24 protein-coding genes are annotated in these 22,262 nt (G+C 62.6%); 9 read left to right on the top strand and 15 right to left on the bottom strand.

The window, feature by feature from the left end:
- Positions 1–390: transposase (locus tag NKH29_RS07370; RefSeq protein WP_352999291.1), on the top strand; the 390-nt coding region annotated here is incomplete at its 5' end.
- Between the two features lie 156 nt (positions 391–546).
- On the opposite strand, the gene NKH29_RS07365 is transcribed toward NKH29_RS07370, so the two are convergent.
- From NKH29_RS07365 to NKH29_RS07345, 5 genes are all read right to left on the bottom strand, one after another.
- Positions 547–1,392 (bottom strand): fumarylacetoacetate hydrolase family protein, encoded by an 846-nt coding sequence (locus NKH29_RS07365; RefSeq protein ID WP_023720565.1) that lies wholly within the window; start codon positions 1,390–1,392, stop codon positions 547–549.
- 162 nt (positions 1,393–1,554) lie between these two features.
- Positions 1,555–2,286, bottom strand: a complete 732-nt coding sequence (locus tag NKH29_RS07360) for an SDR family oxidoreductase (RefSeq protein ID WP_352481414.1) — start codon at positions 2,284–2,286, stop codon at positions 1,555–1,557.
- A gap of 178 nt (positions 2,287–2,464) precedes the next feature.
- Complete coding sequence (locus tag NKH29_RS07355; protein ID WP_352999289.1) at positions 2,465–4,837, bottom strand: aldehyde dehydrogenase family protein; 2,373 nt, start codon at positions 4,835–4,837, stop codon at positions 2,465–2,467.
- Positions 4,838–4,850: 13 nt separating this feature from the next.
- A complete protein-coding gene (gene deoC, locus NKH29_RS07350; protein ID WP_352999287.1) occupies positions 4,851–5,900 on the bottom strand; it encodes a deoxyribose-phosphate aldolase in 1,050 nt (349 codons plus the stop codon).
- A 163-nt stretch (positions 5,901–6,063) separates the two neighbouring features.
- Entirely contained in the window at positions 6,064–6,891 is an 828-nt protein-coding gene (locus tag NKH29_RS07345) for a ferredoxin--NADP reductase (protein WP_352481417.1), read from the bottom strand.
- A gap of 218 nt (positions 6,892–7,109) precedes the next feature.
- Between NKH29_RS07345 and NKH29_RS07340 the strand changes: the two genes are divergently transcribed.
- Together NKH29_RS07340 and NKH29_RS07335 are read left to right on the top strand one after the other, a co-directional pair.
- Entirely contained in the window at positions 7,110–9,194 is a 2,085-nt protein-coding gene (locus tag NKH29_RS07340; protein WP_023720560.1) for a hydantoinase/oxoprolinase family protein, read from the top strand.
- Between the two features lies 1 nt (position 9,195).
- Positions 9,196–10,938, top strand: a complete 1,743-nt coding sequence (locus tag NKH29_RS07335; protein ID WP_352999285.1) for a hydantoinase B/oxoprolinase family protein — start codon at positions 9,196–9,198, stop codon at positions 10,936–10,938.
- A gap of 32 nt (positions 10,939–10,970) precedes the next feature.
- On the opposite strand, the gene NKH29_RS07330 is transcribed toward NKH29_RS07335, so the two are convergent.
- The 4 genes from NKH29_RS07330 to NKH29_RS07315 all read right to left on the bottom strand — a co-directional run bounded on the left by NKH29_RS07330 (position 10,971) and on the right by NKH29_RS07315 (position 14,268).
- Positions 10,971–11,627 (bottom strand): methionine ABC transporter permease, encoded by a 657-nt coding sequence (locus NKH29_RS07330; RefSeq protein ID WP_023720558.1) that lies wholly within the window; start codon positions 11,625–11,627, stop codon positions 10,971–10,973.
- A complete protein-coding gene (locus NKH29_RS07325; protein WP_352999304.1) occupies positions 11,608–12,672 on the bottom strand; it encodes a methionine ABC transporter ATP-binding protein in 1,065 nt (354 codons plus the stop codon). The genes NKH29_RS07330 and NKH29_RS07325 overlap by 20 nt, the downstream gene beginning before the upstream one ends.
- A gap of 134 nt (positions 12,673–12,806) precedes the next feature.
- Positions 12,807–13,655 (bottom strand): MetQ/NlpA family lipoprotein, encoded by an 849-nt coding sequence (locus NKH29_RS07320; protein ID WP_352481419.1) that lies wholly within the window; start codon positions 13,653–13,655, stop codon positions 12,807–12,809.
- Between the two features lie 313 nt (positions 13,656–13,968).
- Positions 13,969–14,268 (bottom strand): DUF1236 domain-containing protein, encoded by a 300-nt coding sequence (locus tag NKH29_RS07315; RefSeq protein ID WP_352481420.1) that lies wholly within the window; start codon positions 14,266–14,268, stop codon positions 13,969–13,971.
- Positions 14,269–14,472: 204 nt separating this feature from the next.
- Here NKH29_RS07315 and NKH29_RS07310 point away from each other — a divergent pair, with 204 nt between their 5' ends.
- Positions 14,473–15,189 carry a DUF1236 domain-containing protein gene (locus NKH29_RS07310; RefSeq protein ID WP_352481517.1) on the top strand — a complete coding sequence of 239 codons (717 nt, stop codon included), beginning with the start codon at positions 14,473–14,475 and terminating at the stop codon, positions 15,187–15,189.
- Positions 15,190–15,289: 100 nt separating this feature from the next.
- Here the strand turns inward: NKH29_RS07310 and NKH29_RS07305 are convergent, their stop codons facing one another.
- Both NKH29_RS07305 and NKH29_RS07300 read right to left on the bottom strand, forming a co-directional pair.
- Entirely contained in the window at positions 15,290–15,532 is a 243-nt protein-coding gene (locus NKH29_RS07305) for a hypothetical protein (RefSeq protein WP_023720552.1), read from the bottom strand.
- A 237-nt stretch (positions 15,533–15,769) separates the two neighbouring features.
- On the bottom strand, positions 15,770–16,288 hold the full coding sequence (locus tag NKH29_RS07300) for a DUF4142 domain-containing protein (RefSeq protein ID WP_245278645.1): 519 nt from the start codon (positions 16,286–16,288) through the stop codon (positions 15,770–15,772).
- Positions 16,289–16,569: 281 nt separating this feature from the next.
- Between NKH29_RS07300 and NKH29_RS07295 the strand changes: the two genes are divergently transcribed.
- Positions 16,570–16,800 carry a hypothetical protein gene (locus tag NKH29_RS07295; protein WP_156948137.1) on the top strand — a complete coding sequence of 77 codons (231 nt, stop codon included), beginning with the start codon at positions 16,570–16,572 and terminating at the stop codon, positions 16,798–16,800.
- A gap of 77 nt (positions 16,801–16,877) precedes the next feature.
- Here NKH29_RS07295 and NKH29_RS07290 read toward each other — a convergent pair whose 3' ends face one another.
- Entirely contained in the window at positions 16,878–17,189 is a 312-nt protein-coding gene (locus NKH29_RS07290; protein WP_023720549.1) for a hypothetical protein, read from the bottom strand.
- Between the two features lie 275 nt (positions 17,190–17,464).
- Here NKH29_RS07290 and NKH29_RS07285 point away from each other — a divergent pair, with 275 nt between their 5' ends.
- Positions 17,465–17,629 (top strand): DUF3309 family protein, encoded by a 165-nt coding sequence (locus NKH29_RS07285; RefSeq protein ID WP_023720548.1) that lies wholly within the window; start codon positions 17,465–17,467, stop codon positions 17,627–17,629.
- Positions 17,630–17,777: 148 nt separating this feature from the next.
- Here the strand turns inward: NKH29_RS07285 and NKH29_RS07280 are convergent, their stop codons facing one another.
- Positions 17,778–17,975, bottom strand: a complete 198-nt coding sequence (locus tag NKH29_RS07280; protein ID WP_023720547.1) for a hypothetical protein — start codon at positions 17,973–17,975, stop codon at positions 17,778–17,780.
- Positions 17,976–18,470: 495 nt separating this feature from the next.
- Here NKH29_RS07280 and NKH29_RS07275 point away from each other — a divergent pair, with 495 nt between their 5' ends.
- Entirely contained in the window at positions 18,471–19,187 is a 717-nt protein-coding gene (locus NKH29_RS07275) for a Crp/Fnr family transcriptional regulator (RefSeq protein WP_352548102.1), read from the top strand.
- 169 nt (positions 19,188–19,356) lie between these two features.
- On the top strand, positions 19,357–19,884 hold the full coding sequence (locus NKH29_RS07270) for a YciE/YciF ferroxidase family protein (RefSeq protein WP_023720545.1): 528 nt from the start codon (positions 19,357–19,359) through the stop codon (positions 19,882–19,884).
- A 141-nt stretch (positions 19,885–20,025) separates the two neighbouring features.
- Here NKH29_RS07270 and NKH29_RS07265 read toward each other — a convergent pair whose 3' ends face one another.
- Both NKH29_RS07265 and NKH29_RS07260 read right to left on the bottom strand, forming a co-directional pair.
- On the bottom strand, positions 20,026–21,024 hold the full coding sequence (locus NKH29_RS07265) for an ATP-dependent DNA ligase (RefSeq protein WP_023720544.1): 999 nt from the start codon (positions 21,022–21,024) through the stop codon (positions 20,026–20,028).
- Positions 21,025–21,054: 30 nt separating this feature from the next.
- Positions 21,055–21,222 carry a hypothetical protein gene (locus NKH29_RS07260; RefSeq protein WP_023720543.1) on the bottom strand — a complete coding sequence of 56 codons (168 nt, stop codon included), beginning with the start codon at positions 21,220–21,222 and terminating at the stop codon, positions 21,055–21,057.
- A 225-nt stretch (positions 21,223–21,447) separates the two neighbouring features.
- Here NKH29_RS07260 and NKH29_RS07255 point away from each other — a divergent pair, with 225 nt between their 5' ends.
- Positions 21,448–22,152, top strand: a complete 705-nt coding sequence (locus NKH29_RS07255; RefSeq protein ID WP_031194456.1) for an MgtC/SapB family protein — start codon at positions 21,448–21,450, stop codon at positions 22,150–22,152.
- The last annotated feature ends 110 nt before the right edge of the window (positions 22,153–22,262 follow it).

Below are 22,262 nucleotides of genomic sequence, written 5' to 3'. Positions count from 1 at the left end.
TCTGGCCTGATCCGCACGGTGATCACCACACCAGCCAACGTCAACGACACGGTCGTGGCTGACACCTTGATCTGCGGCGACGAGAAGACGGTTTGGGCGGACGCCGCCTACGACACCCATGCCCGCCGCGCCCGGCTCAAGGCCGAAGGCAAGAAGGTGCGCATCGCGCGCCGCCCCAACAAGCATCATCCGCAGCTGCCGCCGCGTCTCAAGCACTACAATCGCTTGATCGCCAGACGCCGGGCGGCGGTGGAGACCACCTTTGCTACCCTCAAGTGCCGCATGAAGCTGACCACGATCCGCTATGTCGGGCTGGCCAAGGCGACCGCCCAGGTGACGATGGCGGCGATCGCCTTCAACATGCGCCGATGGGCCGCTATCGCGGGATAGGTGCGCCTGAGTCCGCCCATACAGGGTCGGACGACCGCCTGAAACCCCAAACAAGACGTCAAATCCCCCGCAAAGCGAACAACCGCCGCAACCCCGCCGCCGCAAGCTTTTGCTCATGACTGCGCAACAGGTCCACAAGGGGAGAAGGGAAGGTTTCTACGCATCCGCCCTGAACGTCTGCTTCTGGATACCCAGCCCTTCGATACCGAGCTCAACCACATCGCCGGGCTTCAGGAACACCGGCGGCTTCATGCCGAGGCCGACGCCGGGCGGCGTCCCGGTCGAGATGATGTCGCCCGGATGCAGCGACATGAACTGGCTGAGATAAGACACGAGATAAGCGACGCCGAAGACCATGGTCTTGGTCGAGCCGTTCTGCATGGTCTTGCCGTTGACCGTCAGCCACATCGGAATGTTCTGCGGGTCCTTGACCTCGTCCTTGGTCACCAGCCACGGGCCGATCGGCCCAAATGTGTCGCAGGACTTGCCCTTGGTCCACTGGCCCTGCCGCTCGGCCTGGAAGGCGCGTTCAGAGACGTCATGTGCGACGCAGTAGCCGGCGACATAGTCCAGCGCCTCGGCTTCGGTGACATATTTTGCGGTCTTGCCGATGACCACGCCGAGCTCGACTTCCCAATCGGTCTTCACCGAGCCGCGCGGGATCAGCACGTCGTCGTTCGGCCCGACAATGGCCGAGCTTGCCTTCATGAAGATGATCGGCTCCGGCGGCACGGTTGCGCCGGTTTCTGCGGCATGGTCGGAATAGTTGAGGCCTATGCAGATGAATTTGCCGGTGCCGGCGACGCAGGCGCCGATGCGCGGTTTGCCGGAAACTGCCGGCAGCGATTTCGGATCGAGCTTCGACAATGACTCGAGCGATGCCGGGTCGATCGCCCTGCCGGCAATGTCGGTGACATGGGCGGAGAGGTCGCGGATCGTTCCATCCGCATCAAGGAGGCCAGGGCGTTCGCTCCCCGCCTCGCCATAGCGCAGCAGTTTCATGCAGTTTTCTCCCAGTTGCGACCAGAGGCCGTTTGCAAACTCGCTCCGCTGCGGCGAATGGCGTGGGTTTCGAGAACCGGAGCGGAGCGTACTTAAAGTACGTGAGCCTAGGCAAGCGCGGACGCCGCGCCAGGCGCCCGGCAGAATTGGATTTTCAGACTCCTAGATCGACCAGCCACCGTCGATATTATAGGCCTGCCCCGACGTATAGGTGGCACCGGCGAGATAGACGGCGAGGTCGGCGATTTCCTCGGGCGTGCCGAGCCGGCCCATCGGCTGACGGGCGATGAAGGCGGCGCGGGCTGCTTCGTAGTCGCCCTGCGCGTGCATGCGGTCGTGCAGCGACGGGCTTTCGACCGTGCCCGGGCAGATCGCATTGCAGCGTATGCCCTTGCCGACATAGTCGGCGGCAACCGATTTGGTCAGGCCGATAACGGCCGCCTTGGTCAGGCCATAGACGAAACGGTTGGGCACGCCCTTGGTCGAGCTGGCCAGCGACGCCATGTTGATGATCGAGCCGTCGCCGCGCTCAAGCATGCCGGGCAGCACGGCGCGGATGGTGCGGATCATCGAGCGGACATTGAGATCATGGGCAAAGTCGAGATCGCCGTCCTTCATCTCGAGGATCGAGCCGGAATGGACGAAGCCGGCGCAGTTGAACAGCACGTCGACGGCGCCGATCTCGGCAAAAGCGACGTTCACCGCCTCGTCGTTTAGGACATCCAGCTTGCGGGTCTTGATACCGGGGGTCTTGCCGAGGTCGGCGAGCACCACTTCGTTGATGTCGGTGGCATGGACGACGGCGCCGGCCTTGGCGAAAGCCAGCGCACTTGCCCGGCCGATGCCTTGCGCCGCCGCCGTGACGACAACGACCTTGCCTGTCAGATCCGCCATGCTTTTCTCCTCGCCTGTCTGTGGTCGTTCGGCTTTTTACCGGCACAAGGCCGGGGCGCAATGTGCCAGAAGGGCGCTACCATCCCGCCTGTTTCGATATTCGCCCTGCCGGCCAAATGTTTTTTCTCGGTAAAGAACATCTTTTGGCCCGTCAAGCCCGGACGTCCCTCCGGGACACTCAGTCGCCGTAGGGCACCCAGACGTTCTTGACTTCGATCGCACGGCGCAGCAAGGCATCGCCGGCTGCTTCGCTCGACGCCCAGTCGAGGCTGTGGCCGTTGCCGGTCCAGACACGCTTGAGATTGCCGATGGACTCGGCCTCCGCCTTGGCACAGGTCTCGGCATCGGCGAACATCCAGAGCCCGTCGACATCGTCGTGCTTGGCGAGCACGCCGGCCAGCTCGGCGCTACGGCCCGTAACGATATTGATGGCGCCCGCCGGAACGTCGGAATATTCGATGACCTGGTAAAGGTCGGTGGCAAGCAGTGGATATCGTTCGGACGGCACGGCGACCACGGTGTTGCCCATGGCGAGCGCCGGCGCAACCAGCGAGATCAGGCCGAGCAAAGGTGCGTTGTCCGACGCGACGATGCCGACGACGCCGACCGGTTCGTGCAGTGCCAGCGTGACGGCGCGGGCCGGCGGCTGGTGGACGCGGCCCTCGAACTTGTCCGCAAGCCCGGCATAGAGGAACAGCCGCTCGATTGACAGCTCGACCTCGTCACGCGCCGCCTTGGCGGTCGCGCCGGTGAGCTGGGTCAAACGGGCGGCAAACTCGTCGGCGCGGCCGGACAGGTTTTCGGCCAGATAGTAAAGCACCTGGCTGCGATTGTAGGCGGTCGCTTCCGGCCAGGCCTTGCAGGCGCGCGCGGCCGCGACGGCGTCGCGGATATCCTTGCGGTTGCCGAGACCGACCTCGCCGGCGAGCTTGCCCTTGGCGCTGGCGACGGCAAGGGAATAATTGCCGTCCGGCCGGACCTGCTTACCGCCGATGAACAGCTTTGCCGTGCGGTCGATGGCATCGCCTTCCGGGCGCTCGATGGGCTGGGCAGTGGCCACAGCCGGTTTGATGATCGGGCCGAGCGGCAGTTTTGCCGAGAGATACTCGAACATGCCCTCGCGCCCGCCTTCGCGGCCGAAGCCGCTCTCGCGATAGCCGCCGAAGCCGCAGGCGGCGTCGAACATGTTGGTGCCGTTGACCCAGACGACGCCGGCCTTCAATTGCGGCGCGACGTGCAGCGCAAGATTGATGTTCTCGCTCCACACCGAGGCGGCCAGGCCATAGCGTGTGTTGTTGGCGAGCTCGACCGCTTCCTCGGTATTGCGGAAGGTCATGGTCGCCAGCACCGGCCCGAACACCTCTTCCTGGGCCAGAATGTTAGCCGGCGAAACACCTGTCGCCAGCGTTGGCAGATGGTAATAGCCCGAGGCGGGCAGTGCCGAGTCCGGCTGCCAGCATATCGCGCCCTGCTTGGCGCCTTCGGCAATCAGGCCCTTGACGCGGTCGAGTTGGGTCAAATCGACCAGCGGGCCGATATCGGTGTTCTTGTCGAGCGGGCTGCCGACGCGCAGCCGGCTCATCCGCGTCTTGACCTTGGCGATGAAGGCGTCGGCGATGCCTTCCTGCACCAGAAGGCGCGAGCCGGCACAGCAGACCTGGCCCTGGTTGAACCAGATGCCGTCGACCAGACCCTCGACGGCGCTGTCGAGATCGGCATCCTCGAAAACGACGAAGGCCGACTTGCCGCCAAGCTCCAGCGAAAGTTTCTTGCCCGAACCGGCGGTGGCCTTGCGGATGATCTTGCCGACCTCGGACGAACCGGTGAAGGCGATCTTCTGGATGCCGGGATGATTGACGATTGCCCCACCCCCTTCCGGCCCGCCCTGGACGATGTTGACGACGCCCTTCGGCACGCCGGCGCGTTCACAGATCTCGGCAAACAGGATGGCGGTGAGCGGCGTGAATTCCGCGGGCTTCAGCACCACGGTGCAGCCCGCAGCGAGCGCCGGCGCGATCTTCCAGGCCAGCATCAAAAGCGGGAAGTTCCACGGGATGATCTGGCCGACGACGCCGACGCCCTTATGGGCTGGAAAGTCCCTGTCCAGCGCCTGCGCCCAGCCGGCATGATGGATGAAATGACGGATCGCCAGCGGCACGTCGATGTCGCGGCTTTCGCGGATCGGCTTGCCGTTGTCGATCGATTCCAGCACCGCGAACAGCCGTTGGTGGCGCTGCATGGCGCGGCCGATGGCATAGAGCACTTTGGCGCGTTGGTAACCGGTGCTGGCGCTCCATTTCGGCAGCGCTTTTGTGGCGGCCGAAACCGCCGCATCGATATCGGCAGCACCGGCATCCGAGACCTTGGCCAGCAATTTGCCGGAGGCGGGATCGCTGGCGTCGAAGGTCTTTCCATTTGCAGCTGCTTTCCAGTCGCCGCCGATGAACAGGGCTTTCGAGAAATCACGGGTCGTCAGCCAGGCATCGGCCTCGTTGCGGGCCTCCGGCGCCGGGCCGTAATCCATGGCGTGATAGCGTTCGAGAATGTTCATGAAGCGCTCCGAATCACGCCATTGCGTGGCGATGATTGGCCGAGTAGTGGCCGGTCAGGTGATGCTCGAGCTGGCGCTCGATGTCGGTCAAAAGGCTCGATGCTCCGAAGCGGAACAGCTCCGGCTCCAACCACGGCCGGCCCAGCTCTTCTTTCATCAGCACCAGCCAATCGAGCGAGGCTTTTGCCGTGGAAATGCCACCGGCCGGCTTGAAGCCGATGAGATAGCCGGTTTCCTCGAAATAGGCGCGGATGGCGCGCACCATGGCAAGGCCAACCGGCAGTGTCGCGTTGACGCTTTCCTTGCCGGTCGAGGTCTTGATGAAGTCCGCACCCGCCATCATCGCCACCATCGAGGCGAGCATGACATTGCGCAGCGTGGCGAGGTCGCCTGTGCCGAGGATCACCTTCAGATGCGCCTCGCCGCAGGCGGCCCGCATCGAGACGATCTCGTTATAGAGCTCCTGCCATTTCGCCCCGAATACCAGACCGCGCGGAATGACGACGTCGATCTCGTCGGCGCCGTCCCGGACCGATGCTTCGATCTCCTCCAGACGTGTCGAAAGCGGGGCAAGGCCATGCGGGAAAGCCGTGGAAACGGCGGCAACACGGATGCCGCTGCCGCGCAGTGCTTCGACGGCAGTGGCGACGAAGGGATGATAGACGCAGACCGCCGCCGGGCGGATATTTTCGCCGGTAATGCCGAGCCCCTCGGCAATGTCGCGGCGGAATGGGTTGACCGCCTTGGCACAGAGCCGGCGCACGCGCTCTTCTGTGTCGTTCGAGTTCAGCGTCGTCAGGTCCATGCAGGCGACAGCACGCAGCAGCCAGGCAGCCTGGTTATCGGCCTTGATCGAGCGTCTTTTGGTCAGGCTGGCGACGCGGCGTTCCAGCGCCGAGCGGTTGACGCTGCGCATTGATTCCATGAAGCCAAGATCGAGCCTCATGCCGGGATTGCGAGCAATAGCATGGGCCTGCGGCATCGGCGCATTGGCGGCGGCGCGCGCCGGCAGCGGCGTGATCTTGGACGTGCCGAGATCGGTTTCGCGGATTGTGCTGCTCATCTCCTGCCCCTTGTTCAGCGACTTATGCCGAAGATAGACCGTGAAGCAGCGCTTCACGAGTCCTTCAGGCGGTCATAGCGGAAAAAGACAGTCAAGGCAGCCGATTTTTGACCGTCCGGTCAAAATCAGGGTGTCAAAGCAGTGGACGCTGAACTGCCGCGTCTCAGCCGACGAAGGCGCGCTCGACGACGAAGCTTGCCGGATGATGCAGCGAGCCTTCCTGGAAGTCGAGGCTTTCGGCCAGTTCCTTCACGTCTTTCAGCATATGCATCGAGCCGCAGATCATGATGCGATCGGTCTCGGGATTGAGCTTGTCGATGCCGAGATCGGTGTAGAATTTGCCCGAGCCGATCAGCGCGGTGATGCGGCCCATGCGTTCGGACGTCTCACGCGTCGTCGAATTATAGAGCGTGACGCGGCCGCCGGTCAGTTCGCCGATCAGCGGGTCGTTCTCCAGCGCGGCCACCAGCTCCTGGCCGTAGATGAGCTCGGCATTGTCGCGGCAGGTGTGGGTCAGCACGACTTCACCGAACTTCTCATAGGTGTCGGGATCGCGCAGCAGGCTGGCGAAGGGCGCAATGCCGGTGCCGGTCGAGATCATGAACAGGCGCTTGGCCGGCGTCAGCGCGTCGACCACCAGCGTGCCGGTCGACTTCTGCCGCATGATGACGGTATCGCCGATCTGGATCTTCTGCAGCTCCGAGGTAAGCGGGCCGTCCGGCACCTTGATCGAGAAGAATTCCAGCTCGTCGTCCCAGGACGGGCTGGCGATCGAATAGGCGCGGAACACCGGCTTCTCGGCATTGGGCAGGCCGATCATGACGAACTCGCCGGAGCGGAAGCGCAGCGACTGCGGCCGGGTGATGCGGAACGAAAACAGCCGGTCGGTATAGTGCTTCACCGAGACGACGGTTTCGGCATAGACATTGGCCGGTATCGGAAACTGCAGCGGCCGCGCGCCGGCGGTGTTGAACGCGGATGTGGTGTTCATCAAACCTAACCTTCTGGGCCAGCTCAGCGCCCGCGCCAAATCTTCACCTGCGCGCCCGAACCTGTCAGGTTCCAGCGTGCCGTTTGCACACTCCGAAGCGGTAAGCTCTTGTGTCCGGAATTTATTAGTATACAAACGATATTTGCGTCAAGACGCCGCCGTAAAACAGCTTTCCAAACTGAGGCATGTAAGCAGTTCGGGCATTTCGGGTTTCGACAATGGAACAGAATTTTTCGGCGCAAGCTCTGGATTCGACGGGCAGCGTCGTCGCCGGTATCGATGTCGGCGGCACCTTTACCGACCTGCTTCTGATCGACGGCCGCGACGGTGGCCGGGTGCATATCGCCAAGACCCCGACCACGGTCGACAACCAGGCTTTCGGCGTCGTTGCAGCTCTTGGTGCCACCGGCTTTCCCGTGGACGGCATCGACCTCATCGTGCACGGCACGACGACCACAACCAACGCGGTGCTGGAGCGCCGGCTGGCCAAAACCGGCATGATCACCACGCGCGGCTTTCGTGACGTCATCGAGCTTGGCCGGCGGACACGGCCGCAAGCCTATGGCATGACAGGCACCTTTGTGCCGATCATTCCGCGCAATCTGCGGCTCGAAGTGTCGGAGCGGGTCGAGGCGTCGGGCGCGGTGCGCATACCGCTCGACGAGGCCGAGATGCGGGCAGCGATTTCACAACTGATCGAAGCCGGCTGCGAATCGCTCGTCATCCATTTCCTGCATTCCTACGCCAACCCGGCGCATGAGCGGCGCGCGGCCGAGATCGGCGCCGAGCTTTGGCCGAACGGCTACATCACGACAGGCCATGCGCTGCTTTCGGAAGCGCGCGAATTCGAGCGCGGCGTTACCGCTTCGGTCAACGCCTCGGTGCAACCGATCCTCGAACGCTACGTCGAACGGCTGCGCAAGGAGCTGGCGTCAAAAGGCTACGCCCGCGACTTCCTGATCATGAACGGCAATGGCGGCATGATATCGGCCCGCTTTGTCACACGTGAATCGGCCAAGACCGTTATGTCCGGCCCCGCCTCCGGCGTCATTGCCGCGGCCTATACCGGCAAGCGCGCCGGCTTCGAAAACCTGGTCACCTACGACATGGGCGGCACCTCGACCGACGTGGCGCTGATCCGCAAGGCCGAACCGGCGGTGTCGAACGAGATCGAGATCGAATATGCGATGCCGATCCACGTGCCGATGGTGGCGGTGCACACGGTCGGCGCCGGCGGCGGCTCGATCGCCCGCGTCGACGCGGCCGGCCTGATCCAGATCGGCCCGGAAAGCGCCGGTGCTAATCCCGGCCCGATCTGCTATGGACGCGGCGGCGTCGAGCCGACCATCACCGACGCCAATCTGGTGCTCGGCCGGCTGGCGCCGAAGAAGCTGCTGGCGGTCGAGAACCCAGTCACCGTCGAGCATGTCACCGGCATATTCGAGGACCGGATCGGCCGACCAACCGGCCTGTCCGGCGTCGAGGCGGCGGGAGCGGTGCTGCGACTGGGCAACATGAAGATGGCCGGCGCCATCCGCATGGTCTCAGTGTCGCGCGGTCACGACCCGCGCGATTTCGCGCTGTTCGCCTTCGGCGGCGCCGGGCCGCTGCATGCGACCGCCCTGGCGCGCGAGCTCGGCCTGCCGCGGGTGCTGGTGCCGGCGCGGCCGGGCATTACCAATGCGCTCGGCTGCGTCGTCGCCGATCTGCGCCATGACTTCGTCAACACGGTCAACCAGCCGGTGGCGGGGCTCGATGAAGCCCAGCTCCACGCTATATTGGAACGGCACCGAAACGAAGGCGAAGAGTTGATCAGCAAGGAAGCGGTGAAGCCGGAGACGATCCGCGTCACGCATTCCGCCGACATGCAGTTCGTCGGCCAGACGCATATTATTAACGTGCCGCTGCCGTCGTTTGCGGTGACGCGCGAGGTCCTGCAGCAACTGTTCGAGAAGGCCTATTTCGCCCGCTTCAAGGTCGAGCTGCCGGAAATCCGCGCCAATCTGGTCAATCTCAACACCTCGGTGACCGGCGTGCGGCCGGCGATCGATCTGTCGCGGCTGATCGATCCGGCTGGCCGCGCCAAAACGCTCGAAGAGGCGCGGCGCGAGATCCGGCCGGTCTGGTATGGCGGGCGCTGGTACGACACGCCGGTCTACAGTAGGGAAAAGTTGCCGCTTGACGCCATCATCGAAGGCCCGGCGATCCTCGAACAGATGGATGCCACAACCGTACTCGAGCCCGGCGACCGGGCGCGCTCGGATGCCGACGGCAACATCATCATCGACATTGGTGAGGCCTGAGATGCAAAAGCTCGACGCCATCACCCTTTCGGTCCTCCAGGCGGCGCTGCAGCAGGTCTGTGACGAGATGGACCTGACGTTTTCGCGCGCCGCTTTCTCGCCCGTCATCGCCGAGGCCAATGACCGCTCCGACGGCATCTATTCGGCAGTCGATGGTTCGCTGATCGCGCAAGGCAGCCAAGGCCTGCCGGTGTTCGTCGGCGTCATGCAGTATTCGACCAAAACGGTGATCGAGATGATCGCCGACGGACGCTGCCTGCCGCCCGAGCCGGGCGATATCTACATCGTCAACGATCCTTATCTCGGCGGCACCCATCTGATGGATGTGCGCTTCGCCATGCCGGTCTATCGCGACGGCAAGATATTCTGCTGGCTGTCGAACACCGGCCATTGGCCCGACATTGGCGGTTCGGTGCCGGGCGGCTTCTCCGCCTCGGCGACTGCGGTGGAGCAGGAAGGCTTGCGGCTGCCGCCGGTGAAATTGTTCAAGAAGGGCGTGCTCGACCCTGAGATCTACGCCATCATCTGCTCGAACATCAGGGTTGCCGACCAGCGCATCGGCGACATCCGCGCGCAAGCGGCAGCACTGCTGATCGGCCAGGACCGGCTCAACGGCATTTCGGATCGTTACGGAGACGAAACAGTCGTCGAAGCAATCGCCGAATTGCGCCGCCGGGCCGCTGAACAGATGCGTGCCAACATCGCGGCAATTCCCGATGGCATCTACCGGTCGCAGGCCTTCGTCGATTCCGATGGGGTGGTGAACGAGCCGCTGACCATTGCGCTTGCCGTCGAGAAAAAAGGCGACACGCTCCGCTTCGACTTCTCAGGCTCGTCAAAACCCTGCGCCGGGCCGATGAACAGCGTGCTGGCGACGACCTTGTCCTCGGTCTACCTCGCCATGCGCCACATTTTCCCCGACGTGCCGATCAGCGCCGGCGCCTTCGAGCCGCTCATCGTCAAGCGGCCAGAAGGCACCTTCCTCGATGCCAAATATCCGCGGCCGGTATCGGGCTGCGCGGCCGAGGTTTCGCAGCGCATCGCCGAGGCGGTGTTCGCGGCCATGGTGCAGGCGCTGCCGGACAGGGTGACTGCGGCTCCCGCCGGCTCCAGCGGCAATTTCGCGCTCGGCGGCAACGATCCGCTCCGTGGCCGCGACTACGTCATGTACCAGATATCCGGCGGCGGCTATGGCGGCAATGCCGATCATGATGGCCTGACCAATGGCTGCTCGACCATCGGCATTTCCAGATCGCCGCCGGTCGAGATCATGGAACAGGCTTTCCCTGTGCTCTATCGCCACTATGCCTTGCGCGAAGGCTCGGGTGGCGCCGGCAAGCATCGCGGCGGTTTTGGCCTCGCCTATGAGGTCGAGATCCTGCGTGGCGACGCCCGCGCCTCCTTCGTCATGGACCATGGCCGTTTCGGCCCGCAAGGCGCGCTCGGCGGCAAGGACGGCGCGGTCAACACGGTGACCGTGTTCCGCGACGGTGAGGCCCATGTGCCGCCGCACCTCTCCAAGGAACAGGACATCGCGCTGAAGGCCGGCGACCGCGTGCGAGTTGGCACGCCGGGCGGCGGCGGCTACGGCAATCCCTGGCAGCGTGATCCGGAATTGGTCGCTCGGGATATCGCCCTAGGCTATTACACACCCGCAGAAGCCGGCGAAAAGTTCGGCGTCGCGCTGTCGGCGAACGGGTTGGCGATTGACCGGGCAGCGACCGAAAAGAAGCGCGCCGGCTGACGATGCTGGCCAGCATCTCCGCTGTGCCACGCTCAGTTCCGATGATCCAGCCTCGCGACCAGCCGGTCGCCGGCCCACTGGATGCCGCAGACCAGGACGATCAGGACGATGACCACGGCGATCATGACTGACGTTTCGAAGCGCTGGTAACCGTATCGGATGGCGAGGTCGCCCAGCCCGCCGGCGCCGATGGCGCCGGCCATGGCCGAGGCGCCGATAAGCGTCACCAGCGTCACCGTGAAGCCGGCGACGATGCCGGGCAGCGCTTCCGGCACCAGCACCTCGCGGATGATCGTCCAGCGGTTGCCGCCCATGGCGCGCGCCGCTTCGATCAGCCCGTGGTCGACCTCGCGCAGCGACACTTCGGCGATCCGGGCATAGTAGGGCGTGGCCGCGATCGACAGCGGCACGATGGCGGCCCATGTGCCGATCGAGGTGCCGACGATCAGCCGCGTCACCGGGATCAGCGCAACCAGCAGGATGATGAAAGGCACCGAGCGGAAACCGTTGATGACCGCGCCGAGCGCACGGTTCACCCACAGGTTTTCGGCGATGCCGCCGCGGTCGGTGGCGACCAGCGCCAGGCCGAGCGGCAGCCCGAAAACCAGCGAGATGAGGCCGGAGGCGGCCGTCATCAGGATCGTTTCCCAGATGGATCGAAGCAGGAGTTCAAACAGAATTGGCGACATGGCCAAGCACCTCCACCCGCGCATTGCGGGCTTTCAAGAGCGCGATCACCTGTGCCAGGTGAGCTTCATTGCTACCGGCGACCGCGACGAACAGCGTCCCGACAGGCTGCTGCTGGACGTGATCGATGCCTCCATGAACGAGGCGGAACGAGCCGGGAACTGCCGAGGCAAGATCGGACAAAAGCGGGCTTCGCGCGGCCTCACCCGCCACGTCGATCCTGAGGATCGCCTCCACGCCGGCGTTCTGCGTTAGCCGGCTTGCGATCTCCGCCGGCAATTGCGGCCTGATGCCGCCGAGCAGGCTTTGTGTGATCGCCGACTTCGGATCGGCAAACACCGACCACACCGGCCCTTGCTCGACGATTCGTCCGGCGTCGATCACCGCGACCCGGTCGGCGATCGAACGGATCACCTCCATCTCATGGGTGATGAGCAGGATGGTCAGGCCGAGCTGCCGGTTGATGTCTCTGAGCAAGGCAAGGATGGAGCGCGTCGTCTCCGGGTCCAACGCCGAGGTCGCTTCGTCCGACAGCAGCAGCGCTGGGCGCGCCGCAAGCGCCCGGGCAATGCCGACGCGCTGTTTCTGTCCGCCCGACAGCGACGCCGGATAGGCTTTCGCCTTCTCCGACAGGCCGACGAGCTCGAGCAGCTCGGCAGCGCGCGCCAGGCGTTCGGCCCTGGGCCGGCCTTCGATCTTGAGCGGCAGCGCTACATTGTCTTCGACCGTCTTGGCGGACAGCAGGTTGAAATGCTGGAAAATCATGCCGATACGCCGGCGCAGCGGCTGCAATTCGCGCTCGCCGAGCCGGCTGATGTCGCGGCCTTCGATGAAGACCTGTCCTGTATCCGGCCGCTCCAGGCCGTTTAGGCAGCGTATCAGCGTCGACTTGCCGGCGCCGCTCCGGCCGATGATGCCGAGGATCTCGCCCTGGCGCACGCTGAGCGATACGCCGTCCAGCGCCGCTGTTGCGCCGAAGCGGCGCTTCAGCTCGATGAGGCGTACGACATCGTGCGGTCCCGCGGAACGGCTGCCGACGGGATGCATGACTTCGGTGACCGGGGCGAAATGCTGGTTCATGAAAGTTCCTGTATTGGTGTCCCGCAAAACGCGATCGCGGTCCGCGTTGGAGCGCGGACCGCTTTATCATGCCGGGCTTCAGCGCCAAGTCGAGCTCGGTATCAATAGGCGCTGATGCCGGTTCCCTTGTAGACCCGGTCGAATTCGGCCTTCACCTTTTCGTTCTGGTAGGAGGCGACCAATGTCTTTACCCAGGGCTGGTTTTCATTGCCGGCCTTGACCGCGATGAAGTTGCGGTAGGGATTGTCGGCCACCGCCTCCTGGGCGATGCGGTTCTCCGGTGTGAGGCCGCTTTTAAGCGCCCAATCCGTGTTGACCACGGCCCCGTCGAGATCTTCCACCGAGCGCCCGACAATGCCAGCGTCGAGCTCCTTGACGACCAATTTCTTCGGGTTTTCGGCAATGTCGGTCGTCGTAGCCAGAATGCCGGTTCCTTCCCTGAGCTTGATCAGACCTTCGCTCTGCAGGACACGCAGCGCGCGCCCTTCATTGGACGGATCGTTCGGCACGCCGACGACGGCGCCTTCGGGCAAGTCGCCAATCTTCGCGTACTTCTTGGAATAGAGGCCGATCGGCCAGACCCCGGTATAGCCGACCGGGACGATGTGATAGCCCTGCGTCTTGATCTGGTTGTCGAGATAGGGCTTGTGCTGGAAGGCGTTGGCGTCGATTTCGCCACGCTCGAGTGCTTCATTCGGCTGGGTGTAGTCGTTGAACACCACGGTCTCGATCGTCAGCCCCCTCTCCGCCGCCTGGGCGGTCACGACCCGCCACACATCCTCGTCCTCGCCGCTCATGATGCCGACCTTGACCGCCGTCTTGTCTTCGGCGAACGACGGCGCAGCAAGGCCGACAATCGCAACCGCCGACGCGAAAAGTACAGCCAGACCGGCGCGCCGGTTTATAGTTGCTGAGAAGAATGGAAGCAAAGTGTTGATAGTCCCAGGCATGGTCAATCCCATCGGTTTTGAAATCATTGCGGCCAAGCGGAATGCGAAGCCTTGCGGGCATCATCGGAAATGCTGATCGCCAGATCAAAGAACGGTATTTCCCGCCAAATGAGGAGCCTGGAATATTCTCTCAAAGTTTCTGGCCTAGCGAGCACAGGACGCTGCCGCCTAGCGCGCTGACTCCGCTATGAGGCCCGCCGTGCGTCGGAACGGCGGGCCTTTCTGCGTCCGAATGCCCAGGCACGGGCACCAGTTTGGGATGTCGACAATGCAGGACGCGCCGCATGTCCCTTCAAAAAACGACGCGCATTGCTCACTGGATGACCTTCACGATCCTGCGTGTGCCCGGATCGACCAGGACGGTCTGGTTGTCGACGACGACATAGCGGTATTTGACGTCGGGAACCTCATGAAGCTCGACGGTATCGGGCAGGGTCGAGCCGACATTGAGCTCCACGCCGGGAAGCTGGACGGACGCCAGAGGCTGCTTTTTCACATACTCGCGTACGATCGTCTCCTGCTGCGGTTCGATGACCACGTCCTGAGCGGCAGCGGCGCCAATACCCGCAAGCAGCAAGAACCCAGCCGCGGCTGCCGAAAGATGCATGCTCATGATTGTCTCCTTTCGTGGTGGGCCACCTCTGCGCTGCGCCGCGTCATGCTGTTCGCAGCGGGGTCGCTATAGGCGGGTAACGTCATCAGGTGGAGCTTGTTCCGCCGCTCGGATCGCTTGCCGTTTCGCTCCATTGGTTTGGAACAAAATTTTTTAGCCGCAGTTTTACGCGGTGAAGGGACGCATTTTCCAAGGAGATCTCTCATGAAAGGCGTTCTGATCACCAGCTTGCTAGCAATCAGCGTCAGCTGCGGAGCTGCACTTGCCCAGACGCAGCAGTCGACCGACGACCAGTCCGGCGCCAATTGCGCAGCCGGCGCTGCCAATTGCCAGAATGGCGCCAAGATGGACGAGCAGGCTCAGGGCAAGGCCGGCGCTGCGACTGATCAACAGGCGCAGGGCAAACCGAAGCTGAAGACCGACGAGCAAGCCCAAGGCAAGGCCGGCGCCACGACCGACCAGCAGGCCACGGGCAACACCAAGATGAAGACCGAGGAACAGGCCCAAGGCAAAACCGGAACCACCACTACCGAGCAGGCCCAAGGCAACACGAAAATGAAGACCGAGGAGCAGGCTCAGGGCAAGACTGGGACCACGACCACCGAGCAGACTCAGGGCAATGCTTCTACGCAGACGCAGGACCAGAGTTCGACCGCTTCCATCAGCAATGTGACCGTTGAACAGAAAACCCAGATCACTCAGGTCATCAAGGAGACCAACGTCCAACCCGTTTCCAGCGTCGATTTCGACATCTCTGTCGGCATCGAGGTTCCGCGGAAGAAGGTCCGGCTGCATCGTCTGCCGGCGCGCATCGTCAAGATCGTTCCGGCTTACGAAGGCTATGAGTATTTCGTGCTCGCCGATGGTCGGATCGTCATCGTCGACCCGAATACCTACAAGATCGTGATTATCCTGACCTAGTCGCGGCCAGACGGTTTGATTGAACCAAAGGGTCCGTCGCGCAGGTCGCGTGGCGGCCCTTTCCGCATCTCCTCGCTCCGCGTCTGCTGCAAATCGCAGATCACGGTCCGTCCTCGGGGCGAGGAGTGAGCACGGTGTGATCGATGGTGTCGGGCAGGCATGGACTGGGCACGCAGCTTGTTCGGACTGACGCGGTGGTCATGCCCTCGATATCCGTAACTAGCACCATTCTCGCGTAGTGCCGCGGCCACAGCGGCTCTCCAAACAGGACGAAGACGCCGCCAATCATCAAGGCCAGCAACATGAGTGCCGTAACATTTGCAAATATCTCGCCGTAGCGCATGAAGGCAGCCTGTCCCGTTCGGAAAGCGATTTCAGCCTGTGACAGCGGCGACCAGGATGGCGCCGAAACCCAGCGCTAATGCCCTTGGCGCCTCGCGAATGCCGCCTTCCATTGGATACTCCCCGGAATAAGCCAGGTGAATAACGGCACTCTCGGTGCTTTGTTCCGGGCCGGACGACAGCCGCTTCATTCATGCCGGGGCGTTTCCGTTGGCAAGACCGCAGGCGGTCTTCGCCCTCATTGATGCGCAGCAGCGAGATCCTTCACGTGACGTTCGTGCATTTGCAGCACCGGCAGCGTCTTCTTGGCAAACTCCTTCATCGCCGGATCGTCGCCGGAATTTGAGTAAGCGGAAAACAGCGCCACTGCTTCCTTATGCGCCTGGGTCTGCATGTCGATATATTTCGATTGGAAGCTGTCCCCGCTGGCCTCCTTGAGTTGGTCGAGCAACGCCTGGTGCTTGGTGTCCAGCGGCGGGCCGGCCGGCGTGGTGGCCGAAGTTGTCTGACCTTTGCTGAGCGCCGCCTTGAAGTCCTCGCCGGCCTTGGTGTGGTCCGTGACCATTTGCGCCGCGAAGGCCTTCACATCGTCGGCCGTCGCCTGCTTCTGTGCAAGTCGGCTCGACTCGATTTCAAATGTATTGGCGATGGGCACCGTCTTCACGAACGTCGCCGTGTCAACCTTGCTCATGGTGTCGGTCGTCAGAGGTGTCAGCGTCGCCGATTGGGCAAAAGCAGCCAAAGGCGCGCCGGCCATCAGCGCTGCCGCAGTGATGGATAGAAGTGTTTTCATGGAAGTTCTCCGAGGCTGATGTCATCCCTCCGATGGCTCAACGCGGAAGCTGCGGCGAGGTTGCCTGGTCGCGGCGGCCAGAGCCGCTGCGACGCCAAACAATGGTTTGGAAAGGCAAAACAAAGGACGCCGGCCGCGTCGCGCAAAGTGCAACGCAAGCCGCGAGATCGTACGGAATCGTACAAGCTCTTTCGCTTTGCCGCAGTCTTGCTATCGTTGGCTGGGAGAGATGGGTGGAGGCTTCCGTGGGGCAGATCAGGTCGCCGCTAGGAATCGGTATTGATACCGACGCTGCCGTTCACACCATCATGGCCGACTACCATTCCGGCGACATTCTCTCGACCACCGTCGTCATAGCCGATTTGCGCAGACGCTTTCCTTGGTGCCGGCAAACCGACGAGGAGCTGGTTGGCTTCATCGTTCGGGCGCTGGACGGTCGGGAGATCGCCGTCAGCTTCGACCACCGCGGCCGTTAGGCGGCTGATTCATGGCAAACTGACGAGGCTGCGGAGCCCACCCTACCCAGCCTGCTCAGGCTATGATCACAGGGCGTTTACTTGCCGCAGTGGTTATCGTTCACCGTCGGCGCCATCGTTCCCGGAGCCTTGCCGGTCGCATCGGGCAGAGCCCCCTGCGGGCCCGGCGGGCAATTCCGGTCGGCATTCGAATTCGTCGTTGAGAAATCGCGAATGCTGTTGGTGATGGTCGAATCCGTGCCGGTGTCAGGGCCGCCATTATCCGGGACTACGACCGTCCGCCCGCTGCCGTCGGCAGCGGCTCCGGAGGGGTCGCCGACGTTCTGGGCCATCGCTGACGTGGCCAGACCGATCGTAAGCGCCGAAGCTGCGAGAATTTTCGTGAGCATGATGCTTCTCCTTTTTACGAGGGTCGTCGCGTTGCGACTACGAAAACAACCGTTCGGGCGGGCGAAGGTTCCGACAAATTTCCTATGAATTCAGCATGTTCTCAGGTGTTCAAGGTGGCCGGCGCGCCATTGCACAGCCCGGCGTTTTCCTCGCTGCATGAGCGTGCGCCTTGCTGTCCCGCCGGAACAGGAATGCTCCTTGCGAGTTCATACCTTTGTACAATGCGAACGCGCTGATGCGAATGGCGGCAGCGCAAACAAGGAGAGCAGACATCATGGGCCTTGGAACCATTCTCATCATCATCTTGGTCCTTGCCTTGCTTGGCGGCTTCAGCGGCTTGGGCGGCGGACCGTTCTACGGCACCGGCTATTACGGTGGCGGTGGCCTCGGCCTGGTGCTGCTCATCGTCATCATCTTGGTCGTGCTTGGGCGCATTTAGCGTCACGCTCACGACAAAACGCCTGCCGCCGGGTAATAAGCGGCGGGCGTTTTGTCGTGAATAGACGAAAAGTCTCTAGGACTCTGGCTAAAAAGGCCGACCTGGCGTCGGACCCTTCGACACCGAGGACCCCGCCATAGCAGCAGCTTTAGTGTTGGCGATCGGCGGCCAGTGCTTCCTTTAGATCGGCGCTTAGCACGCCCTCGTTGAACAGCGACATGATACGGGCGGCCAACCGCTCGCGGACCGGACTGTCGTCCGCAACACCCAACTCGCGGCAGCAGTCGTCGAGCGCTTTTCTCAGCACGCTCAGTTCGGCTGGAGTTGCTGCACCATGCATCGACATGCCATCCTCCCTGAAAAGGGCGAAAGCGCGAAGCGTCTTTCAAGCATCCACTCGCCATGCCTGTGTGGATGACTCAAATTCAATTAGCGCCGCTTGCCTCCAAACTCAATGTACGGAAATTACCGAGCGGACAGATCGGGAACGACTGCCTTTCACCTGCATTATTGTAGTGATCCAAGCCACCCTCATTTGGATCACTGGGCGTAGCCCACGACGCCCGAATGGAGCCCGTTGCATCCCTCGCGACGGGCTCTTTCGCGCCCGACATTTTTGATTTATCGATTTCGTACCAAGCACCTTTGGTACGTTTTCAACTCTAACTTTCAGTCAGATGTTTTCGTAGGCAAGCGGCAGGAGAAGCTGCCGTGCATCGAATTCATTTATTTAGTAGGCTCCATACCTTTCAGCGCTTATATAAGCCGTATCGTCAGCAGGTTATACCGGGCGCGGACGGCTGGGAGATCAAAAAGCTCTTGCCCTGTTTTGGGCCCAGCTATGTCCAATCAAAATCTATTCAAAAACAAGCTGTTGCGCCGGATGAGCGCCGGCGATTTTGCATTTCTCGAGCCGCACATCGAGCGCTGTTCGCTGGAGTTGCGGCAATCGCTCGAAGTATCCGGATCACCGATCGAGGCCATCTATTTCGTCGAGGACGGCATTGGTTCAGTGGTTGCGAAAATGCCGAATGGCAGCGATGCGGAAGTTGGCCTCATTGGCTTGGAAGGTATGACCGGCTCGGCCTTGGTGATGGGCGACGACCGCATGGTCCATGATTGCTATGTGCAACTGGCGGGAGAAGCCGCCAGGATAGATGCCGAGCCATTCAAGGCAGCGCTGACGCAAAGCCCGACATTGCGGCTGTTTTTGTTGCGCTACGTGCAGTGTCTGCATATCCAGACCGGCTACACCGCGCTGGTCAACGCGCGATCGAAGCTTGAAGACCGGCTGGCGCGCTGGCTGCTCATGTGTGACGATCGGGTGGCCGGCGACCGGCTGACGATCACCCACGAATTCCTGTCGATCATGCTCGGCGTAAGACGTCCGGGCGTCACGGTCGCGCTCCAGCTGCTTGAGGGCCGAGGGCTCATCCGGTCCCGCCGCGGCGAAATCATTATCCGCGACCGCGATGGTCTCGTTTCGCTAGCGGATGGCGGCTACGGCCTGGCCGAGGCCGAATATATCCGCCTGGTCGGACATACCGGCGAGCGCTGAGTGCTTTTCTCGCCTGTTGCTACCGCAGGTCGAGGCCCCTTGCGATACGACACAAGTGCCGTCGGAAAAATTTTCAAAGCTCCTGAACCGTCAGGGAACTTGTTTCCCATCGGAGGGTTATCGGACGCCTCTACTTTGCGAGGCTGCCACCAACTCCCGGGAGACGACCATGCCGACTACGAAAAAGGCCGCGAAGGCGGCAAGCAAGGGCCTCGAGGACCTGTTCCTCGACGGGCTCAAAGACCTCTACTACGCCGAGAAGAAGATACTGAAAGCGTTGCCCAAAATGGCCAAGGGCGCGGAGTCGGAAGAAGTGACTGCCGCCTTCGAGAAACACCACATGGAAACCGAAGGACATGTCGATCGCCTGGAGGAGGTGTTCGAGAAATTCGGCAAGCCGGCCCGCGGCAAGACCTGTCCAGCGATTGACGGCATCATCGAAGAGGGCTCGGAAGTGCTCGAGGAGTATAACGGTGCTCCTGCGCTCGACGCCGGGCTTGTCGGCGCGGCGCAGGCCGTCGAGCATTACGAGATCGCTCGTTACGGCACTTTGATCGCATGGGCGGAAGAACTCGGCAAGAGCGACGTTGTCGAACTGCTCAGGGCAACACTCAAGGAAGAGGTCGCGACCGACGAAGCGCTTTCCAAGCTCGGCGAAAGCGGTGTCAACGAACGCGCAATGCAAGAAGCCGCTTGATTTTCAGACTGCATCCCGAGCCTCGGCAATGGACTGCCGAGGCTCGGCTAGTGCGGCGAACCAGTGAATTCTGCATCGGTTCCGTCGTAGGCGGCAGAACGGAACACCAAGAGCGCCTTGAAGCGTTGCCTCCGGCGGGACTTACTCCATCTGCTCGAACGTACATTGCCGGGGCTCCTTGTCCGGCCGCCAGCGCAACAGCTTGGTTCCGTGCCGGAACCGGTCGCCTGTCACATGGTCGAAACGAACCTCGACCACCAGTTCAGGCTTTATCGGTTCCCATTGTGCGCTGCGCTCCGTGCTCCAGCGGCTTGGCCCGCCCGGCGCCTCGCCGGTGAAACCCGGTTTGGCCCGCAGTTTTTCCAGCCGTCTGGTCAGCGCCGCCCTGTCGTCCTTGCCGATGGTCGAGGTGAATCCGACATGGTCCAACCTGCCTTCGTTATTGTAGAGGCCAAGCAGCAGGGATCCGACTTCGTTGCTGCCGGCGAGATAGCGAAAGCCGCCGACCACGCAATCCGCAGTGCGCAGCCGCTTGACCTTGACCATGGCGCGCTCGCCGGGCTGGTATGGCTCGGCGATCAGTTTTGCAACAACACCGTCGGTCGAGCCATGGCCGGCGCCTTGCAGCCAGCGCTCGGCGGTAGCGGCATCGTGCGTGCATTTGGACAGGCGCAGTTCGCGCCGTCCCGCCGACGCGACAAAGGCCTCGATCGCCCGTCTCCTGTCGGTGAGGGGTTGTTCGATGATAATCTTGCCGCCGGGTTCGGCCAGCATATCGAACAGGACCAGCATGGCAGGCGTCTCCAGGCTCAACTTGCGGATCCTGCTTTCGGCTGGATGAAGGCGCATTTGCAGGGCCTCGAACGAGGACGATCCGTCGACCTCGATGACGATCTCGCCGTCGGCAACAAACCGTCGCGACCTCACATCGCGCAGCACCGCGATCAGTTCGGGAAAATAGCGGCCAAGCGGCTTGCCCGATTTTGCACGCAGATCGACGGCATCGTCACCCTTGAACACGAGGCACCGAAACCCGTCCCATTTCGGTTCGTACTGCCAAAGCCCGTCGCCGCCAGGAATTGCGTCGGCGGCTTTGGCTTCCATCGGACGAAGGTCGAGCGGCAACGGAAATGCGGTCATGGCTGGTCCGCGCCGCCGCTGAGGCATTCGCTACCGCCGTCGGCCATTCCCCTGGGCCCTGCTTTGCCGCCTCGCCACCTTGCGGCCGGTCTGGTCGGGCGCAGGCGACAGCGGATCGACTTCGTCGGACCCGCCGATCTCCTTGGTAATGCGATAGGCCAGATAAGCGACGGCTCCGGCAACCAGCAAGCGGACCATGTTTGAAAATCCTTCGTTGGCGTGAACCCACCAACCCCGGGCCGAAGGTTTTGTTCCGTCGCTGCCCATAGCCGAGGTGAATCGTCGGCTGCGCAACCAAAACCTAAGCGCATCGTTTGTTGCTTATCGACGAAAAGAATTTGCGATGAAGACGCTGTTACCCTTGTTCGCTTTGACCCTGGCGCCAATCCAGGCCAGCAGCGCTTGGCCTGACGGGTGACCGCGATGCTCCTCGTTGTTCCGGTTTGGCAAGACATCGCGGCACGGCTGCTTCTGACCGCGCTCGCAGGCCTTTTGATAGGCCTCAACAGGGAGGCGCGCGGGCACGCGGCGGGGCTACGCACCACCGTGCTGGTGGGATTGGCCGCCGCCATCACAATGATCCAGGCCAGTATTCTGCTGGAGACCGTTGGCAAGCACCCGGATTCGTTTGCATCGATGGACGTCCTGCGCTTTCCGCTGGGCGTGTTGACCGGCGTCGGCTTTATCGGCGGTGGCGCCATTCTTCGCCGCGGCAATCTTGTCAGCGGGGTCACCACAGCGGCCACGTTGTGGGTGATGACGGCGATCGGATTGGCTTTCGGTGGTGGCCAATACGGCTTGGGCGCGGCCGGCACGGCGCTGACGCTGGCCACTTTGCTGGTCCTGAAATGGGTGGACCTTCGAATGTCGCGCGAACACCATGCCCAGTTGGCACTGACGTGGAAGGCCGCGGCTCGACAGGAGCTCGATGCGCTCATCGGGCCGCTTGGCTACCAGGCACGCCTCGTCGCAATAGAGAGGCGCCCAGATCTCAAGGACCCTGTGTTCTCGTTCGAGATCAGTTGGAGGCGGCCCGACACTGGCGCACCGCCAATGGATCTGCTGGCATCGGTGGGCGAGCATTGCGAGATCCAGAAGTTTGATCTCCTCAGCGAGCCTGCCCGGTAGAGCGGTTCATCGTTTCACGGAAACGCCGAACCGCTCTATCGCTTTGTTTCTGCGCAATTCCGGACGGAAAACCGTTTCACACTTTTCCTGGAACAGCTCTAGCGGCTCGC

Origin of the sequence: Mesorhizobium sp. M1295 (genome assembly GCF_040318135.1) — a bacterium.
Taxonomy (GTDB): domain Bacteria; phylum Pseudomonadota; class Alphaproteobacteria; order Rhizobiales; family Rhizobiaceae; genus Mesorhizobium.
Note: the sequence above shows the minus strand (reverse complement) of the source record. Positions and strands in the feature narration are given on the sequence as shown.

Excerpts from the sequence above, each read along its gene's own strand:
- NKH29_RS07365 (WP_023720565.1), bottom strand. The coding sequence starts at position 1,392 with ATGAAACTGCTGCGCTATGGCGAGGCGGGGAGCGAACGCCCTGGCCTC.
- NKH29_RS07340 (WP_023720560.1), top strand. The coding sequence starts at position 7,110 with ATGGAACAGAATTTTTCGGCGCAAGCTCTGGATTCGACGGGCAGCGTC.
- NKH29_RS07300 (WP_245278645.1), bottom strand. The coding sequence starts at position 16,288 with ATGGCCGGCGCGCCTTTGGCTGCTTTTGCCCAATCGGCGACGCTGACA.
- NKH29_RS07320 (WP_352481419.1), bottom strand. The coding sequence starts at position 13,655 with ATGCCTGGGACTATCAACACTTTGCTTCCATTCTTCTCAGCAACTATA.
- NKH29_RS07275 (WP_352548102.1), top strand. The coding sequence starts at position 18,471 with ATGTCCAATCAAAATCTATTCAAAAACAAGCTGTTGCGCCGGATGAGC.
- NKH29_RS07270 (WP_023720545.1), top strand. The coding sequence starts at position 19,357 with ATGCCGACTACGAAAAAGGCCGCGAAGGCGGCAAGCAAGGGCCTCGAG.
- NKH29_RS07285 (WP_023720548.1), top strand. The coding sequence starts at position 17,465 with ATGGGCCTTGGAACCATTCTCATCATCATCTTGGTCCTTGCCTTGCTT.
- NKH29_RS07305 (WP_023720552.1), bottom strand. The coding sequence starts at position 15,532 with ATGCGCTACGGCGAGATATTTGCAAATGTTACGGCACTCATGTTGCTG.
- deoC (WP_352999287.1), bottom strand. The coding sequence starts at position 5,900 with ATGAGCAGCACAATCCGCGAAACCGATCTCGGCACGTCCAAGATCACG.
- NKH29_RS07290 (WP_023720549.1), bottom strand. The coding sequence starts at position 17,189 with ATGCTCACGAAAATTCTCGCAGCTTCGGCGCTTACGATCGGTCTGGCC.
- NKH29_RS07345 (WP_352481417.1), bottom strand. The coding sequence starts at position 6,891 with ATGAACACCACATCCGCGTTCAACACCGCCGGCGCGCGGCCGCTGCAG.
- NKH29_RS07265 (WP_023720544.1), bottom strand. The coding sequence starts at position 21,024 with ATGACCGCATTTCCGTTGCCGCTCGACCTTCGTCCGATGGAAGCCAAA.
- NKH29_RS07280 (WP_023720547.1), bottom strand. The coding sequence starts at position 17,975 with ATGTCGATGCATGGTGCAGCAACTCCAGCCGAACTGAGCGTGCTGAGA.
- NKH29_RS07260 (WP_023720543.1), bottom strand. The coding sequence starts at position 21,222 with ATGGTCCGCTTGCTGGTTGCCGGAGCCGTCGCTTATCTGGCCTATCGC.
- NKH29_RS07335 (WP_352999285.1), top strand. The coding sequence starts at position 9,196 with ATGCAAAAGCTCGACGCCATCACCCTTTCGGTCCTCCAGGCGGCGCTG.
- NKH29_RS07310 (WP_352481517.1), top strand. The coding sequence starts at position 14,473 with ATGAAAGGCGTTCTGATCACCAGCTTGCTAGCAATCAGCGTCAGCTGC.
- NKH29_RS07315 (WP_352481420.1), bottom strand. The coding sequence starts at position 14,268 with ATGAGCATGCATCTTTCGGCAGCCGCGGCTGGGTTCTTGCTGCTTGCG.
- NKH29_RS07330 (WP_023720558.1), bottom strand. The coding sequence starts at position 11,627 with ATGTCGCCAATTCTGTTTGAACTCCTGCTTCGATCCATCTGGGAAACG.
- NKH29_RS07255 (WP_031194456.1), top strand. The coding sequence starts at position 21,448 with ATGCTCCTCGTTGTTCCGGTTTGGCAAGACATCGCGGCACGGCTGCTT.
- NKH29_RS07360 (WP_352481414.1), bottom strand. The coding sequence starts at position 2,286 with ATGGCGGATCTGACAGGCAAGGTCGTTGTCGTCACGGCGGCGGCGCAA.
- NKH29_RS07325 (WP_352999304.1), bottom strand. The coding sequence starts at position 12,672 with ATGCATCCCGTCGGCAGCCGTTCCGCGGGACCGCACGATGTCGTACGC.
- NKH29_RS07355 (WP_352999289.1), bottom strand. The coding sequence starts at position 4,837 with ATGAACATTCTCGAACGCTATCACGCCATGGATTACGGCCCGGCGCCG.